This is a genomic window from Kitasatospora sp. NPDC088391, assembly GCF_044753345.1.
GTDB lineage: Bacteria > Actinomycetota > Actinomycetes > Streptomycetales > Streptomycetaceae > Kitasatospora.
This window is the reverse complement of record NZ_JBIVNB010000004.1, coordinates 49,584-66,444: the sequence shown is the minus strand read 5'-3', so window position 1 is coordinate 66,444 and position 16,861 is coordinate 49,584. Positions and strand designations below refer to the sequence as shown.

Annotated in this window: 12 protein-coding genes; 6 read left to right on the top strand and 6 right to left on the bottom strand. The window is 74.7% G+C overall.

The window, feature by feature from the left end; genetic code table 11:
* Positions 1-294: 294 nt before the first annotated feature.
* From ACIQBJ_RS13350 to ACIQBJ_RS13340, 3 genes are all read left to right on the top strand, one after another.
* Positions 295-2,691 (top strand): ABC transporter, encoded by a 2,397-nt coding sequence (locus ACIQBJ_RS13350; RefSeq protein ID WP_400709749.1) that lies wholly within the window; start codon positions 295-297, stop codon positions 2,689-2,691.
* 280 nt (positions 2,692-2,971) lie between these two features.
* A complete protein-coding gene (locus ACIQBJ_RS13345) occupies positions 2,972-3,292 on the top strand; it encodes a trypco2 family protein (protein WP_400708281.1) in 321 nt (106 codons plus the stop codon).
* A 2-nt stretch (positions 3,293-3,294) separates the two neighbouring features.
* Positions 3,295-6,414, top strand: coding sequence for an NACHT domain-containing protein (locus tag ACIQBJ_RS13340; RefSeq protein ID WP_400708279.1), 3,120 nt, complete (start codon positions 3,295-3,297; stop codon positions 6,412-6,414).
* 159 nt (positions 6,415-6,573) lie between these two features.
* Here ACIQBJ_RS13340 and ACIQBJ_RS13335 read toward each other — a convergent pair whose 3' ends face one another.
* From ACIQBJ_RS13335 to ACIQBJ_RS13320, 4 genes are all read right to left on the bottom strand, one after another.
* Positions 6,574-7,341, bottom strand: coding sequence for a TIGR04222 domain-containing membrane protein (locus tag ACIQBJ_RS13335; RefSeq protein ID WP_400708277.1), 768 nt, complete (start codon positions 7,339-7,341; stop codon positions 6,574-6,576).
* A 117-nt stretch (positions 7,342-7,458) separates the two neighbouring features.
* Entirely contained in the window at positions 7,459-8,265 is an 807-nt protein-coding gene (locus tag ACIQBJ_RS13330) for an SUKH-3 domain-containing protein (protein WP_400708275.1), read from the bottom strand.
* 113 nt (positions 8,266-8,378) lie between these two features.
* Positions 8,379-9,620 carry an RCC1 domain-containing protein gene (locus ACIQBJ_RS13325; RefSeq protein WP_400708273.1) on the bottom strand — a complete coding sequence of 414 codons (1,242 nt, stop codon included), beginning with the start codon at positions 9,618-9,620 and terminating at the stop codon, positions 8,379-8,381.
* Between the two features lie 35 nt (positions 9,621-9,655).
* The gene (locus ACIQBJ_RS13320) at positions 9,656-10,903 is read right to left on the bottom strand and encodes an RCC1 domain-containing protein (protein ID WP_400708271.1); all 1,248 of its coding nucleotides are present in this window, start codon (positions 10,901-10,903) and stop codon (positions 9,656-9,658) included.
* 381 nt (positions 10,904-11,284) lie between these two features.
* Here ACIQBJ_RS13320 and ACIQBJ_RS13315 point away from each other — a divergent pair, with 381 nt between their 5' ends.
* Genes ACIQBJ_RS13315 through ACIQBJ_RS13305 form a run of 3 tightly spaced genes read left to right on the top strand, consistent with a single transcriptional unit; the run spans position 11,285 to position 14,549 of the window.
* Positions 11,285-12,184 carry a hypothetical protein gene (locus ACIQBJ_RS13315; protein WP_400708269.1) on the top strand — a complete coding sequence of 300 codons (900 nt, stop codon included), beginning with the start codon at positions 11,285-11,287 and terminating at the stop codon, positions 12,182-12,184.
* Positions 12,184-13,638 (top strand): hypothetical protein, encoded by a 1,455-nt coding sequence (locus tag ACIQBJ_RS13310; RefSeq protein ID WP_400708267.1) that lies wholly within the window; start codon positions 12,184-12,186, stop codon positions 13,636-13,638. The genes ACIQBJ_RS13315 and ACIQBJ_RS13310 overlap by 1 nt, the downstream gene beginning before the upstream one ends.
* Entirely contained in the window at positions 13,635-14,549 is a 915-nt protein-coding gene (locus ACIQBJ_RS13305) for a hypothetical protein (protein ID WP_400708265.1), read from the top strand. Before ACIQBJ_RS13310 ends, ACIQBJ_RS13305 begins: the two co-directional genes overlap by 4 nt.
* A 55-nt stretch (positions 14,550-14,604) precedes the next feature.
* On the opposite strand, the gene ACIQBJ_RS13300 is transcribed toward ACIQBJ_RS13305, so the two are convergent.
* Entirely contained in the window at positions 14,605-15,543 is a 939-nt protein-coding gene (locus ACIQBJ_RS13300; RefSeq protein WP_400708263.1) for a hypothetical protein, read from the bottom strand.
* Positions 15,540-16,472: a hypothetical protein gene (locus ACIQBJ_RS13295; protein WP_400708261.1), complete on the bottom strand. Its 933-nt coding sequence runs from the start codon at positions 16,470-16,472 to the stop codon at positions 15,540-15,542. The genes ACIQBJ_RS13300 and ACIQBJ_RS13295 overlap by 4 nt, the downstream gene beginning before the upstream one ends.
* Between the last annotated feature and the right edge of the window lie 389 nt (positions 16,473-16,861).

Below are 16,861 nucleotides of genomic sequence, written 5' to 3'. Positions count from 1 at the left end.
CCCCGGTCCGACGCACCGTCAAGACATCTGTGAAAGAAATTTCATCTCCTTGCATTCGTTTTCACACCCGCCGGACACACCCACCGGCTACCCGACCGCCGCAAACCGGTCTACACCTCCACCGACCTCGCCCAGCTCACCGCCCATCGATGGCAATTTCTTGCAGAAATTTTCATGCCCGTGCCGCTCCGGGGGACCGGCCCGCCGCCGGGTTAGCGTGACGCGGTGAACTCCACCGGCAACAACTCCGACCCCACCGACGGCCCCACCGACGACGGCCCCGTCGACGACGGCATGGTGCGGGTGCGCGGCGCCCGGGTGCACAACCTGCGGGACGTGACGGTCGCGGTGCCGCGCGGCGCGGTGGTGGCGTTCACCGGCGTCTCCGGCTCGGGCAAGTCCTCGCTGGCCTTCGGCACCCTGTTCGCCCAGGCCCAGCACCGCTACCTGGAGTCGGTGTCCCCGTACGCGCGGCGGCTGCTGCGGCAGGTCGAGTCCCCGCGGGTGGACGCGGTCACCGGCATGCCCCCGGCGGTGGCCCTGGAGCAGCGCCGCTCGGCGCCCTCCTCCCGCTCCACCGTCGGCACCGTCAGCACCATGTCCAACCTGCTGCGGATGCTGCTCTCCCGCTGCGGCGCCTACCCGCCGGGCGCGACCCGGCTGGACTCCGACGCCTTCTCGCCGAACACCCCGGCGGGCGCCTGCCCCGAGTGCCACGGGCAGGGCGTGCTGCACCGGGTGACGGAGCGTTCGCTCGTGCCGGACGACTCGCTGTCGATCCGGCAGGGCGCGGTGGCGTCCTGGCCCGGGGCCTGGCAGGGCAAGAACCTGCGGGACCTGCTCGGCACTCTCGGGTACGACCTCGACCGGCCCTGGCGCGACCTGCCCGCCGCCGACCGCGAGTGGATCCTGTTCACCGACGAGCAGCCGGTGGTGACGGTCGATCCGGAACGCGAGCCCGGCCGGGTCCAGCGCCCCTACCGGGGCCAGTACAGCAGCGCCCGCCGCCTGGTGCTGAAAGCGTTTTCCGAGTCCCGCAGCGAGCGCGCGCGGGCCCGCGCCGCCGCCTTCCTCACCCAGTCCACGTGCCCGCTCTGCGGCGGCCGCCGACTGCGCCCGGAGGCCCTGGCGGTCACCTTCGCCGGCCTCGACATCACCGGCCTGGCCGCCCTGCCCGCGGCCGAACTCGCCGAGCGGCTGCGCCCGTTCACCGCCCAGGACGGCCCGGCCGGGCTGATCACCACCGACCTGGCGGACCGGCTCGCCGCCCTGGAACGCCTCGGCCTCGGCTACCTCTCGCTCGACCGCTCCGCCCCCACCCTCTCCACCGGCGAACTCCAACGCCTGCGCCTGGCCACCCAGTTGCGCTCCGGCCTGTTCGGCGTGGTGTACGTCCTGGACGAGCCCTCGGCGGGCCTGCACCCCGCCGACACCGAGGCGCTGCGGCACGTCCTGACCGAACTCCGGACGGCCGGGAACTCGGTGTTCGTGGTCGAGCACGACATGGCGGTGGTGCGCGGCGCGGACTGGCTGGTCGACGTCGGCCCCGCCGCGGGCACCGGCGGCGGCCTGGTGCTGTACAGCGGCCCCGTCGACGGCCTGCGCGCGGTCCCCGACTCCGCCACCCGCCGCTTCCTGTTCGACCCGCCGCCCCCGCCCGCCCCGCGCGGCCGCACCCCCTCGGGCGTGCTGCGCCTGCGCGGCGTCACCCGGCACAACCTGCGCGGCGTGGACGTGGACGTGCCGCTGGGCGTCCTGACGGCCGTGACGGGCGTCTCCGGCGCGGGCAAGACCACCCTGCTGGGCGCGGCGGGCGCGGCGGCGACCGGGAACCGGGGCCCGGACGCAGCCGCCGCCCCGGACGGCACGGCGGCGGACGGCGCGGCGGCGGAGGGCGGCGCGGTCGCCCGGGTGGTGACCTTCGACCAGACGCCGCTGGGCCGCACCCCGCGCTCCAACCTGGCCACCTACACCGGGCTGCTCGACACCGTCCGCAAGCTGTTCGCCGCCACCCCGGAGGCCCGTTCGCGCGGCTACGGCCCCGGCCGGTTCTCCTTCAACGTCGCGGCCGGCCGCTGCCCGACCTGCGAGGGCGCGGGCGCGATCGAGGTCGAGCTGCTGTTCCTGCCCACCGCGTGGAGCCCGTGCCCGGCCTGCGGCGGCAGCCGCTACAACCCGCAGACCCTGGAGATCGCCTACCGCGGCTCGACCGTCGCCGACGTGCTGGCCCGCACCGTGGACGAGGCCGCCGACTTCCTCGCCGACGTCCCGGCCGCCGCCCGGGTCCTGACCACCCTCCGGCAGGTCGGCCTGGGCCACCTGCGGCTCGGCCAGCCCGCCCCCGAACTCTCCGGCGGCGAGGCCCAGCGGGTCAAGCTCGCCGCCGAACTCCAGCACGCCCACCGCCGCCGCACCCTCTACCTGCTCGACGAGCCCACCACCGGCCTGCACCCCGCCGACAGCGCCGTCCTCACCGCCCAGCTGCACCGCCTGGTCGACGCAGGCGCGACCGTGCTGGTCGCCGAGCACGACCTCGACCTGATCGCCGGCGCCGACCACGTCATCGACCTCGGCCCGGGAGGCGGCACCGGCGGCGGCCGCGTCCTCGCCACCGGCACCCCCGCCGAGGTCGCCGCCTCCCCCGCCTCCCCCACCGCCCCGTACCTCGCCGCCCGCCTGGGCCCGCGCTGACCACTCCCCCGGCCCCCACCCGCTTCCGCCACCGGCCCGTGGCAGCCGGCGCTGCGCCGTGCATCGACCTGCCTCACGCCCTGCCGCCCCGTTCCTCCTCCCGCCCCACTCCTCCTCCCGCCCCGTCCCGTAGCGGCCTCCGCTCCGCAGTCCGCCGACCGGCCTCGCGCCGCCTTCCGGCCCGCGCCGCCGTCCCGCCCCGCACTGATCGATTCCGCCCCGGCCGCCCGCCCGCTCCTCTACGCTCGGCAGCGGGCAACCCACCACCGCCGGAGGACACATGGCCGACCGTCAGGACATCGAACTCGCCGACGCCGTCGAAGCGATCCGCGGCCAGCTCGCCGAGGCCGCCGAACGCGGTCGCGGCCAGGCGGTCCAGTTCGAGGTCGGCCCGGTCACCCTGGACTTCACCGTCGAGCTGACCCGCGACGTCCGCGCCAAGGGCGGCGTCAGGGCCTGGGTGCTGTCCGCCGACGCCGAGGCCGGCGCCTCCGTCACCCGCACCCACCAGGTCACCGTCACCCTGACGCCCAAGGATGCCGCCACCGGCGGCAGCCTCGACATCTCGCACGAGGACCTCGGCGGCCGGGACGGATTCTGAGCGTGCCCTTCCACGCCGACCGGGTCGCGGCGGTCCGCGCCGACGGCCAAGCCACCGGCTGCCTGCTGACGCCCCGGCTGGTCCTCACCGTCTCGCACGTCCGCGACGCCTTCGCCACCTCGGCCGCGCCCGGCATCGAGGCCGCCGTCCTCGGCGGCACCGGCTGGACGCCGTGCACCGTCGTCTGGCAGAACCGCCTGCTCGACGCGGCCCTGCTGCTCGCCGAACGCGACCTGGTGGCCGCCCCTCCCGGCCCGCTGCGCTGGGGGGCCGTCGAGTCCCTGGAACCCGTCCCGGGCTGCCACGTCACCGGGTTCCCGGCCGCCGAACGCGACGCCGAAGGGCGGCTGGACACCGCACAGGTACTGGCAACCCTCGCCCCCGGCACAGGACTTCGCACCGGCGGCCGGGCCCTGGTCCTCCAGCAGCAGCCGCCGCGGGAACGGCCCGGCACCGGCTCGCCGTGGGCCGGCCTGTCCGGCTCCCCGGTGGTGTTCCGCGACCGCCTGCTCGGCATCGCCCTGCGCGACCGCCGCCCCGGCAGCTGGGAGCACTCGCAGCTCGACCTGCTCCCGGTGACGGCCCTGCTCGCCGACGACGGCTTCCGCGCCGCCCTCACCGAACACCTCGGTGAACTCCCGCGCCCCGAAGGCATCTCCGCCACCGAGATCGCCGACGCCGACTTCGAGCGCGACCACGCCAGGGCGATCGAGGCCGACTACGGCCGCATCCGGATCTTCGGCCTCCGCCAGGCCGGCCGCCGCGGCTGGGACCTCACCACCTCCTACCTGAGCCTGGAGATCCACGAACGCCCCGGCACCGGGCGCAACGCCCTGTTCGCCCAGGGGCCGCAACGCGTCGACCGGATGCTGCGCGGCCGCCGCCGCGTCCTGGTCCGCGGGCAGGCGGGCTCCGGCAAGACCACGCTCGTCCAGTGGCTGGCCGTCGGCGCGATCAAGGGCACCCTCGGGCCGGAGCTCGCGGAGTTCAACCACCGCGTCCCGCTCGTCCTGCAGCTGCGCAAACTGCACCGCAAGGGCAACCTGCGGCCCCGCCCCGAGGAGTTCCTCGCCCTCGACGACCGGATGTGCGCCGACCGCCAACCCGACGGCTGGGCCCACCGGTTGCTGAGCGGCGGCCGGGCCCTGCTGCTGGTCGACGGCCTGGACGAAGTCCCGGACGAGCAGCGCGAGGAGGCCCTCGACTGGCTCGAACAGCTCCTCGGCCACTACCCCGGCACCGTCACCCTCGCCACCGTCCGCCCGTCCGCCGTCGCCGGCGACCGGCTCGACCACCTCGGCTTCGACGACCTGCTGCTCTGCCCGATGAACGACCGGGACCGCCGCCGGTTCGTCGAACGCTGGCACCTCGCCGCCCTCGGCGAACTCCTCGCCGCCCCGCACACCGACAGCGAGGCGCAGCGCTGGCGCCACGAGATCGCCCAGGACCAGGCCGACCTGCTGCGCATCCTGGAGACCGTCCCCGAACTCTCGGCGCTCACCGACAGCCCCCTGCTGTGCGCGATGATCTGCGCCCTGCACCGGGAGACCGACGGCGCGCTGCCCCGGCACCGGATGGCGCTCTACCGGGACGCGATGTCGATGATGCTGGTCAAACGGGACGAGGGCCGCAAGGTCCAGGGCCCGGAGCACCTGCATGCCACCGAGGAGGAGCAACTCGCCCTGCTCCGCCGGATCGCCCACTGGCTGGTCCGCAACAACCAGGCCGAGGGCCGCCGTTCGGACGCCCTCACCCAGATCCGCCGCGCCCTCGCCGACCTCCCCGGCCTGCGCGGCAGCACCCCCGAACAGGCCTACACCCACCTCCTCAACCGCACCGGCCTGCTCACCGAGACCGGCCCGGACACCTTCCAGTTCATCCACCGCACCTTCCAGGACTACCTGGCCGCCATGGAGTTCCGCGAGGAGCACGACTTCGGCCTGCTGGCCGGCCACGCCGAGGACGAGCAGTGGGGCGACGTCATCCGGATGACCGTCGGCCACTGCGGCCGCCGCGAACGCGGCGAACTCCTCACCCACCTCCTCGACACCGCCCCGGACTCCCCCGCCCTCGCCCTCCTCACCGCCAGCTGCCTCCCCAGCGCCCCGGAACTCGACGGCACCGTCCGCACCCGCATCCTCGACCGCCTGCGCACCCACCTGGCCGCGCTGCTGTCCACCGGCACGCACCTGCCACGGCTGTCCCTCGTCGGCGAGGAACTGCTGCCGCTCCTCCGGGACGCCGTGGACGGGACGATCGACATGCCGGGACCTGCGGTACGCATCCACGTACCGGATCTGCTCGGATTGATCGGCGGAAGCGAAGCGCTCCTCGTCCTCGAGGAACTGGCCGCACGACAACCTTCCGTCTCCGCCCGGCAGAACGTGATCGCCCAGTGGCGCCACTTCGACGCGAAGGAGTTCGCCCAGCGCCTGGTGTTGCCGGTCGATCTCTCCGACATCCAGGTCCAGGCCTCCTCGACCGACCGGATCGCCGAACTCGTCGGCCATCCGACGCTTCGCCACCTCTGGGTCGGCGGAAATGATTTCATGGTCGGACCACAGCTCTGGGAGAGCCTTCCGCAGGACCTGAGGCAACTGCACCTCGTGGCGCTGCAGGGGATTTCGGACATCGCTTTCGTCCAACGGTGGGGACGGTTGGAGGGCCTGTCGATCATCGGATGCGCGGATCTCCACGATCTGGCACCGCTGCACGGTCTCGGCCTGTCCCGCCTGACCCTCCGTGCCGTTCCGGCCGAACACGACGTCGACGCCCTCTTCGCCACCCTGAGGAGTCTTCCGGACTTGGAGGAGGTCGTCCTGCAGGCTCCCGACCTGGCTGCGCTGTCCGACTGGACGCCGCTCACCGGAGCAACAGACCTGACATTGCACAATCTGACGACCGACTACCGACTGGGGCCCATTGCCGCGTTGTTCCCATCCCTGACCCAACTGTGGCTGCTGCTCGACGACTCCGGCTGCAGCACGCTGGACTTGACTCCATTCGCAGGTTTCCCCGGTCTTTCCTTGCAGGTTCTGGGCTGGAACCAGCAGCCGGAACTGATCGGAAGCGCTCTCTTCCCATCGGATCGGCTCTCCGTCCGCAACTTCACACGCGATTGACCCGGTCTGTCCGGACATCGAGGCTGCCGAGCCAGCGCGTTCGGCCGCCAGGCAGTTCTCATCGGCTTCCTCCAGGACCGTACAGGTGACGGACGGCGGCAAAGCAGGGGATCAGCTCCGGGAGGGAAGTCAACAGCCCTTCCTGACAAGGGGTTTCGCTCAAAAGTCGCCGCCGGTGGCGACCGAGCCGAAGTCCTCGTAGGGGCCGCCACCGGTGCGGGCGACGGTGTCGCGGGCGGTGCGGCCGCCGAGCAGGCCGGCGAGGGCGGCGAATTCGGGATGGAGTCGGCGCAGGGCGCGGCGGCCGTGCAGGGCGACCAGCAGGCCGGTCTCCTCGGGGGCCGCGTCGGCGGCGGTGGCGGGCAGCGGGTGGCGGCGGCGCAGTCGGCGCAGCAGGCGGTGCCCGGCCAGCGTCCTGGCGGGGGAGGCCAGGACGGCGAGCGCCAGGACGGCCGGCGGGAGGCCCGTCCCGAGGTTCCCCTGCAGCGCGACGGCCCCGGCCGTGCCGGCGGCGGCGAGGGCGAGCAGCCCGGCGAGGGCCAGTCGGGCCCGGCCGCAGCGCAGGCCGCGTCCGGCCAGGTCGGTGCGGAGTTCGTCACCGGCCCGCCGCACGGCCGGGGTGACGGAGACGTCGGCCAGGGACAGGCTCCGGCCGAGGGACGCCCGTACCGCGCGGTGCGCCGAACTCTCGTTCCGGGCGGGCCCGTTGTGCTTCAGGCGGCGCAGTCGGCCGCCCCGGCCGGCGTCGAGCACGCCCGCGACCCCCAGTTCCACCACGGCCACCCCCAGCGCGGCCTTCGGGCCGCCCCGCACCCCGGCGACCTCGGCCGCCGTCAGTCCGCCCGCCCGGCCGCGGACGGGCAGCCACCTCAGCAGCCCCGCCCCCACCAGCCCGACCACCGCGCACACCACGCCGATCGTTCCCACCCTGCCCCCCGACACCGGCTCCGGCCCGTCCCCAGCAGGGTGGCACAGCGAAGGGCCGCCCGCCCAGACGTCGTCCACTCCTTCCGCCGGCCCACCGCCCTTGCCCGGCAACGGACTTCAGGTTCGGTCGAGCCGCCGTCCCTTGATGCCCAGGACCAGTTTCTCGAGGCCCTGCCGGAACGGGCCGTAGCTCTCCACCCAGGTTTCGACGAGGCAGATCTCCCCGGTCGCGTCGACGGCGAGGAAGAACCGGCCGTGGTCGAGTTCGCCGATCGGGAAGAGGTCGCGGCCGAGGCGCTCGCTCCAGTCGGCGAAGCGCTCCTCCTCGCCGACCGCGAGTTCGGGGTCGAGGTGGAACGCGGTCCTGGCGACGTTGACGCCGGGGCCTCCGTGGCCCACCTCCAGGCCGCCGAACTCGGCGAGGAACCGTGCGGCGGCGGCGTGCATCCGCAGGTGGCCGGAGGCTTCCAGCAGTTCGCGCCACCGCCGGACCGGAACCTGCCGCCCGGGGTGCCAGCCGGCGGCGGCAAGGGTCCGGTCGACCTCGCCCGCCGCGCGCAGCGCCGTGGCGGCGGCGTCCACCCACGCTTCGTCCACCGGCACGTCCTCCGGCCAGTGCGGGCGCGCCTCGGCGGCCCATGTCGCGAAGTCCTCCCGCAGGTGGCGGGGGTCGACCGGCTTGAGCCGGATCTGCGGGCGCAGGCCGGCCCACCAGAGCTCGAACTCCGCCACCGTGCCGACGGACGGCCAGCGGCCGACGTCCACCGGCAGCAGCAGCACGTCCACGAACCCGCCGACGTCCAGGCCGAGTTCGACGAATATCCCGGTCGCTCCGGGGGTCGGCACCTTCGCCACCCGGCCGACCATTCGCTGCCCGAGGCGCAACCCGCTGCGGACCCGTTCCCACTCCCCTGGACTGATCACTCGCCCATCGTGCCAGAACCGGAACCGTCCGGCCCCGCCCGGAACCGCCCACGCAGGCGTGCCGAGCGGACCGCACCGGCACGGCGGACCGCTCGGCGTCCTTGCGCGGGGCCTCAGTTGGCGAGGCTGAAGTCGCCGCCGACGGGTGCGGCGATCTTGTCGACGCCGGTGAGGGCGGTGAGGGTGGTGACGGGGGTGGGGCTCTCGGTGGTGGTGCCGTTGCCGAGTTGGCCGGAGCCGTTGGCGCCCCAGGAGCGGACGGTGTTGTCGCCGAGCAGGACGACGGTGTGCTCGCGGCCGCCCGCGACCAGCTGGATGCCCTTGAGGCCGGGCACCGGGACGGGCGTGATGCGGTAGTCGGTGGTGCCGTCGCCGACCTGGCCGGAGGTGTTCTGGCCCCACGCCTTGAGCTTGTTGTCGCTGTCGGTGACGGCGAGGCTGTGGTTGCAGCCCGCGGCGATCTGCGAGACGCCGCCGAGCCAGATGCCCTGGGTGTCGACGGGGGTGTAGCGGTTGAGGGTGCTGTTGTCGCCGAGCTGCCCGGTGGCGTTGTAGCCCCACGCCTTGACGGCGTTGCCGCTGGTGGGCTTCACCCCGCCGCTGGGCGGGCCGACCAGGGCGAGGTTGTGGTTGCAGCCGGCCGCGATCCTGGTGACGCCGGTCAGGCCGCCGACCGGGGCGGGGACGTTGCGGCTGGCCGAAGTGCCGTCGCCGAGCTGGCCGTTGATGTTGTAGCCCCAGGCCCAGACGGTGCCGTCCTCGCGCAGCGCCAGGCTGTGGTTGAGACCGGCGGCGATGGCGACGACCTTGTTGAGGCCCTCGACCCGGACGGGGACGCTGCTGTCGCTGTTGGTGCCGTTGCCGAGCTGGCCGTAGTTGTTGCGGCCCCAGGAGACCACGGTCTGGTCGTCGAGCAGGGCGAGGCTGTGCCAGCCCCCGGCGGCGACGTCGCGGGCGTTGGACAGGTTGACGACCTGTCCGGGGGCGTTGTGGCTGAACACCGAGCCGTCGCCGAGCTGTCCGGAGCCGTTGGCGCCCCAGGACTGGACGGTGCGGTCGGTGAGCAGCGCCAGGCCGTGGCCGGTCGCGGGGCCGCCGCCACCGGCGGCGATCTTGACGACCTCGGCGCTGGTGAGGCCGAGCACGGTGGTGGCGGTGGTGCGGAAGTCGGTCCAGGTGCCGTCGCCGAGCTGTCCGGCGCGGTTGTTGCCCCAGGACTTGAGCCGTTTCTCCTGGGCGTGCGCGGTCCCGGCGGGGACGGCGGCCAGGCTGAGCGCGGTGAGCGCGGCGAGGCCGGCCGAGAGGGCGGGGCGCAGCAGGCGGCGGCGGGGGCCGCCGGCGGTCGTTGTCGTCATGAACAGCCTTCCTGGTTCGGTGAGTTGTCGGCGGGTCAGCGGGCGAGGCTGAAGTTGCCGTTCGAGGGTGCGGCGATCATGGAGACGCTGCCGGACTTGGCGAGCACCTGGACGGGGGTGGTGCGCTGGGTGGTGGTGCCGTCGCCGAGCTGGCCCTTGTCGTTGGCGCCCCAGGCCTGGACGGTGCCGTCGGCGAGGACGGCCAGGTTGTGGGCGGAGCCGGCCGCGACGGCCTCGATCCCGGCGACGCCGGGGACGGGCACGCCGGTGTTGCGCTGGGTGGTGGTGCCGTCGCCGATCTGCCCCTTGTCGTTGGCGCCCCAGGCGCGCAGGGTGTGGTCCTGGAGCAGGGCGAGCGAGTGCTGGGCCCCGGCGGCGAGCGCGGTGGCGTCGGTCAGTTCCTGGACCTGCACGGGGTAGGGCTTGTTGGCGGTGGTGTCGTCGCCGAGCTGGCCCTTGTCGTTGAGGCCCCAGGCGTAGACGTGGCCGTCGGCGAGCAGCGCGAGGGCGTGGTTGGCCCCGGCGGTGATGCCCTTGACGGTGGTGAGGCCGGGGATGACCATCGCGGTGGTGCGGGTGGCGGGGGTGGGCGCGGGGACGGGCGCGGTGGAGCTGACGGGCAGCGGGGTGACCCCGAGCTGGCCCTTGTCGTTGTTGCCCCAGGTCTTGACGGTGCCGTCCTTGAGCAGCGCCATGCTGAAGGTGTCGCCGGCGGCGATCGCCTTGACGTCCTGGAGTCCGGCGACGGTGACGGGCAGGCTGGTGTTGGTGGTGGTGCCGTCGCCGAGCTGGCCCTTGTCGTTGAGGCCCCAGGCTTTGACGGTGCCGTCCTTGAGCAGGGCGAGGGCGTGCGAGCCGCCCGCGGCGACCGCGTCGACGCCGTTCAGGCCGGCGACCAGGCCGGGGACCGCCCAGTCGTCGGTGGAGCCGTTGCCGAGCTGGCCCTTGTCGTTGCGGCCCCAGCCCTCGACGGTGCCGTTGCCGAGCAGGGCGAGGGCGAAGCCGGTGGCCGCGGCGCTCGCGCCGGTGCCGGTGGTGGTGCCGCCGGCGGCGATGCCGTTGAGTTCGGCCCCGGCCATGCCGACCACGGAGGCGGGGGTGAGCCGCTGGGTCTTGGCGGAGCCGTCGCCGAGCTGCCCGTTGACGTTGTTGCCCCAGGCGCGCAGCCGCAGGTCGTAGGCGGAGGCTTCACTGGTCGGCAGGGCGGTGGCGCACACCAGGGTCATCCCGGCCACCACGGCGGGCAGGGTGACGGTGGGCAGGCGGCGCAGCGTGCGGTGCATCGGTGGTTCCTCCGGTGGGCGGGACGGATCGGGTCGGGCCGGAACAGGGACGGGACGGGGCAGGGGCAGGGGGCGCGGCCGGACGGGGCAGGACGGAGCCGGGCCGGGCGGCGGGGGCGGCGGGAGCTGACGGACGGTCAGCAGGGGGCCGGGGCGACGATCCGGCCGCCCCCATGCCTAACCAGGCGCCGCCCGCTTCGTGCGGACCCGAACCGCTTTCCATGCCAACGGACCAGCGCACCGTCCGCGCGCCCCCCGTTCGGTCCGCCATCGGTTGCGGTGCGTAATCGGCCCGTCAAGCATGACCGAGAACCATGATCGCCGAGCCTGCCGACGGCACGTCAAACCAACACTCCAGTAGCCGAGTTCGCGGAGGAACCGTTGCACCGGACCGCACGGGCCAGCGCCCTGCTCATCACCCTCAGTAGCGCCCTCGCGCTCGCCCTTCCGGCCCCGGCGGGCGCCGAGGACACCGAACCGGCCGTGGTGCTGAACGGCGCCTTCGCCTCCCCGGCCGTCCCGGACGGCCGGGCCTGGGCCTACCTGGCGATCGACGGGTGGGACGGCCCGGGCCTCGCCTCCGCCGGGCGGGCCGGCCACCCCCGCGGGTACCAGGCCGCGTTCCTCGCCGCCCCGGACTCGCCCCGGCCGCTCGGCACCCGGCTGCGCGCCGTCCGGGCGGGCGCCACCGTCACCCTCGCCTGGGACGACAACCCCGACACCTGCGCGGGCCAGGGCGTCCCCCGGCGGACGTACACGGTCTCGGTCGCGGGCGACGCCAACCCGCCCGGCGCGTTCGCCACCAACGACCCGAACGGGCGGGCGAACTGGTTCCTCGGCCGGACGTACTCCTTCACCGCCGCCGAGGACTCGCCGCGCGTCACCTTCTCCTTCGACGCCGCCAACGCGTCCCCCGGCTGCCAGCCGTTCCTCACCAACGTGACCGCCCGGCAGACCGCCCCGCCGCCCGGCGGCACCGACCCGTGCGCGGGCGACGCGGCGGGCACCTCCGCCTGCGCCTCGCTCGGCACGGCGAAGGAGCAGATCGCCGCCTGCCCGCCCACCGGCCGCGACTGCGTGGCGGGCGTGGCCGGGGACGGCAAGCAGACCACCGACGGCATCGCCGGGCAGAGCGGCGCAGTCCAGGACTTCGCGGACCTCCCGCGCGACCAGGACCCGGCCTCGGCCGCCGCCGGGCTCTGCCCGCTGTCGAACGCGCTGACCGACGGCGTCCCGCCCGAACACCTGGTGATCGCGCCGAGCCGCTGGGGGTCCTGCTGATGCGCCGTCACCCCGCCGCGCCCGCCGCGCCCGCCGCACCTTCCGCGCCCGCCCTGCCCGCCGCGCGTGCCCTGCCTGCCCTGCCTGCCGCGCGTGCCCTGCCCGCCGTGTTGCTGGCCGCCGTCCTCGTGCTGGCCGCCGTCCCGGGCCCGGCCGCGCACGCCGCCGACACGGTCGCCGCCACCGTCCCGAACGGGACCTTCGCCGAGCCCGCCGCTCCCGAGTACGGCACCCAGGCCGGGCACGCGGGCTGGTCGCCGGACGGCGGCGGCGTGGTGTTCGGCACGGGCCTGGCCCAGCACCCGCGGGGCTACCAGGCCGCCTCGCTGAACTGGAACGGCGCGCCGCAGACCCTGCGCACCCGGCTGTGGGGCGTGCGGCGCGGCTCCTCGGTCACGCTGACCTGGGACGACAGCCCGAGCACCTTCGGCGGCTGCCGGCCGGAGCAGATCAAGGACGGCCAGACCTACAACGTCTCGCTGATCGTGGACGGCCCCGCCCCCGACCCGCGGGTGACCACCAACGGCAGCGACCGGGTCGGCGCCGCCAACTGGTCGACGGGGCGGGCGTTCCCGTTCACCGCGACCGAGGACAACCCGATGGTGTCCTTCGACTCGGCCGAGCCCGCCGGGGCGATGTCCTGCGGCCCGCTGGTCACCAACGTCCGGGCCACCCAGACGCCCGCGCCCGTCGACCAGCAGGTCCGCAAGGAGCAGTTGCCGCCGCCGAAGGCGTACCGGGGCAACGGCCCGCTGGAGCCGGGCGTGGCGGTGGACGACTGCGAGGGCTCGCCGACGGCCTGCGCCTTCACCGTCGACCGGCGCTACTCGTACCAGTACTACGGGCAGACCCGGATCGTCGGCGAGGTGTACCTGAACTGCACCCGCAACCCGATCACCGACGACCGGCGGCTGGAGGTCACCGAGCCGCCCTACGACAGCCTGACCCAGTACTACGCGCTGAAGGGCGCGCCGCTGCTGCCCAGCCGCTCCGCACTCGCCGAGAGCCGCCCGCACGTGGCGGGCCAGGTCGAGGCCGGGTTCGCCGCGGCGGGCGGGAACCCGGCGGCGGTGTCCACCAGCAACCCGCTGACCTGGTCGCGGACCACCGCCAAGGCGCTGAACCCGGTGATCCAGCCGGGCGAGGTGAGCTGGATCGAGGTGCAGCCGGCCCGCGAACGGGTGGCCGGGTCCTTCGCCAACTCCCGCAACGACTACCGGCTGGACGCGACCTTCGACGTGCCCGCGACCTCGCTGCCGGACCGCTACTACCAGCGCACCGGCCCGCTCACCGAGACCGAACTCCAGCGCTGCGGCTCGGCCCGCCCCACCGCCGGGACGCCCGACAACACGGCCGGCCCCGACAGGCGCGGCGCCGACGCCGTCGGCCCGACCGTGCTGGACGCCCCGCCGCCGGGCCTCGCCGCCCGCACCGTCCCGCTGGAGGCCCGGTGACGAACCGACCGCGGACCCCCGCCCTGCTCGGCCGCGCGCTCGCCCTCGCGCTCGCGCTGCTGGTCCTGCCCGCCCCGGGGGCGGGCGCGACCGACACCGGTCCCGCCGTGGTGGTGAACGGCACCCTCTCCGCCCCGACCGTCCCCGCCGGGCAGGACTGGGGCGGCCGGGCCGACGACTGGGGCGGGGCCACCCTGCTGGTGTCGGCCGCCCGGGCCGGACACCCGCAGGGCTTCCAGGCCGTGGCGCTCGCCGCCCCGGCCTCCGCGCCGATCACCACCCGGGTGCGCGGGGTCCGGGCCGGGGCCACCGTCACCGTCGAGTGGGACGACAACCCGGACAGCTGCGTCGGCTCCGGCGGTGGCCGCCCCTACACGGTGTCCGTTGCCGGGGGAGGCAACAGCGCGGGCAGCTACACCACCAACGCGGCCAACAGCAAGGCCAACTGGGGTCTCGGCCGGTCCTACTCCTTCACCGCCGCCGAGGACGCCCCGACGGTGACCTTCACCTTCGGCACCCCCGCGGTCTCCCCCGGCTGCCGCCCGATGGTCACGGACGTCCGGGCCGCCCAGACCCCGCCGCCCGCCCCGGCCACGCCCCCGAAGGCCGACCCGTGCGCGGGCGGGGGCGGGGACGCCCCCGCCTGCGGCACCGCCGCCGGCAACCAGCAGGCGATCGACCACTGCCCGGCCACCAGCCGGGACTGCCTGGCGGGTGTGGCCGGGAAGGGCGAGCAGGAGAACGCCGGGATCGGCCAACAGACCCAGGCCCTCGACGAGTTCACCCACACCCCGCGCGACCAGGACCCGAACGCGGCCCTCGGCGGCCTCTGCGCGGTCTCCGGCGCCCACACCGGCAACCTGGAGCCGGGCGACACCGTCCTCGCCCCCGGCACCTGGTGGTACTGCTGAACCGGGAACGACGACGGGGGCCCGGGGCGACGCGCCCCGGGCCCCCGCCCGCCCCTCAGCCCGTCCGCACCCACTCCTGACGGTCCGTCAACTCGTACTGCTCCAGCGGACGTTCACCCGCCGTGTGCGGTCTCCCCTCGTGGATGCCGCCCTCGGACAGGGCCCGGCCCGGCTGCCGGAGGGACAGGCAGTAGTCCTTGGCCGTGAAGGTCTGCGCGACCACGGTGCTGACGTTGCTGCTGGACGGGCTGGTCACCAGGATGTTCTTGACCGCCGTCCCGGTGCCGTCGACCGAGAGCACGCCGACCGTGCGGGTCATCGCGTTGAGCATGCCGAACTGCAGCTCGCTGTCGGTGTCCACCATGAACTTCACCTGCGTGGTCTCGGTGTTGGTCCGCTTCCACTCGTGCGAGTACGCGGCCTTGAAGCCCAGCTGGAAAGCCGCCGTCGCGCTCAGCTTGAGCTGACCGGCGGCGGTGGCGCTGCCGCTGACGGTCGTCGAACTGCCGGTGGTGGTGTCGGTGTTGGGGCCCTTGTCCTTCGGCGCGGTGGTGTCGGTGTGCGAGGTGTCGGTCTTGTCCGAGCCCGCGATCGTGCCCGACACGGCGGTGGTGTTGTCGACCGTGCCCTCGATCGTGGCGGAGCCGGAGATCTCGCCGGCCAGGTTGTCGGTGGCGCTCGACTCCAGCACCACCGTCCGGTACACGGTGATCTTCTTGTTGGTGCAGTTGATGACGGTGTTGCCCACCGAGACGACGGCGGCGGTGCGTTCCGCCGACAGCCCCGGCAGCACCCGGAAGGTGCACCCGTAGTCGCGCCCGCACCCGTGCGCGACGGCCACCGCGTCCGGCAGCTCCCGCTCGCCGTCGAAGGCCCGCGCCACCAACTCCTCCGCGGCGTCCGGCCGGAGCGCCTCCTCGGCCCGCGCGGCGGCCGCGCCGGCGGCGGTCTGGGCGGCCAGCAGCGCGGCGGCCAGCGCCGCGGCCCGCCTCACCGTCGGCCCCACGTACCGTCGGCGGCGCGCACGTACGCCGCGTCGGGCACCCGTCCCGGCGGCTCCGGGACGGCCGCCACCGGCCCCGGCCGGGCCACCGACCGCCCCGGCGGGCGCAGCGACAGGCAGACGTCGGGCCGGGAGAAGGTCTGGGCGACGATCGAGCTGGCGGTGGCGATCGAGGGGCTGTCCACCACCACGTTCCTGATGAACTTCCCGGTGTGGTCGACCGACAGGACCCCGACCACCCGGGTAACCGCGGTGAGCGTCCCGAACTGGAGCTCGTCGTTGGGCGAGACGGTGAACACCACCCGGGTGCTCTCCCGGACGGTCGCCTGCCACTGCATGCTGTACGAGGTCTGGAAGGCGAGTTCGAAGCTCGCCTTCGCGCCCAGGTGCAGGGCGTTGCTCCCGGCCACGGTGCCGGTGGCCTGCGCGGTGTTCTCGAACTTGTCCTGGGTGGTGGGGCCCTTGTCCTTGTTCGGCCCGTACTGGGTGGCGCCGTTGGTGACACCGGCCGCCAGGCTGCCCTGCGCGGAGGCGGTCACGGTGGTGTCCACTCCGCCGCTGACCGTGGCCTTGCCCGAGATCGAGCCGCTGATGTTGTCGGTGCTGCTGCTGGCCACCGTCAGGGTGCGGTCGACCTCCATCGGGTCGCTGGTGCAGTTGATCGCCGCGTTGCCCACCGAGGCGACCGCGCTGCCGAACAGCCCGACGATCCGGTCGGTGGCCCGGAACGTGCAGGTGCCGGGCCGGTCGCAGAGCGCGGCCACCTCCTCGGGCGAGGACAGCGGGGTGTCGCCGTCGTACGCCTCGGCCACCGGCATCGGCGGCAGCGGCGCCAACTCGGCCGCCCCGGCCGGGGCCGCGAGCGGCACCAGCACGGCGAGGGCGGGCAGCACGGCGCGGGCGGCGGCGGGCAGCAGCACCGCACGGGCCCCGCGCCGCACGGGCCTTCGCGGACGCGCCGCGCCTCCCGGGCCTGCGGCTCCTCCCGAACCGGCGGGGCTCCTCGAACCGACAGGGCTCCTCGAACCGACAGGGCTTTCCGGACCGGCAGGGCTTTCCGGCGGGCATGCGGAACCAGGCACGGACACTCTCCTCACTCCTCGACGACCCCCGCGGCACTGCCCCCCGCCCCATCCTCCGGGACGGTTCGAACGTGGGCGAACGGTCGTCGGCGCGGGTGCGCCATTCGATGGGCCGTCACCCGCCGGACCGCCAAGAGCCGTTCCACGGTGACGGGGTGTCAGCGGGGTGTGGCGCGCCGCGCACCCGGTCCGCTAGCGTCCGGGGACCGGCCGACCACCGGGTCGGA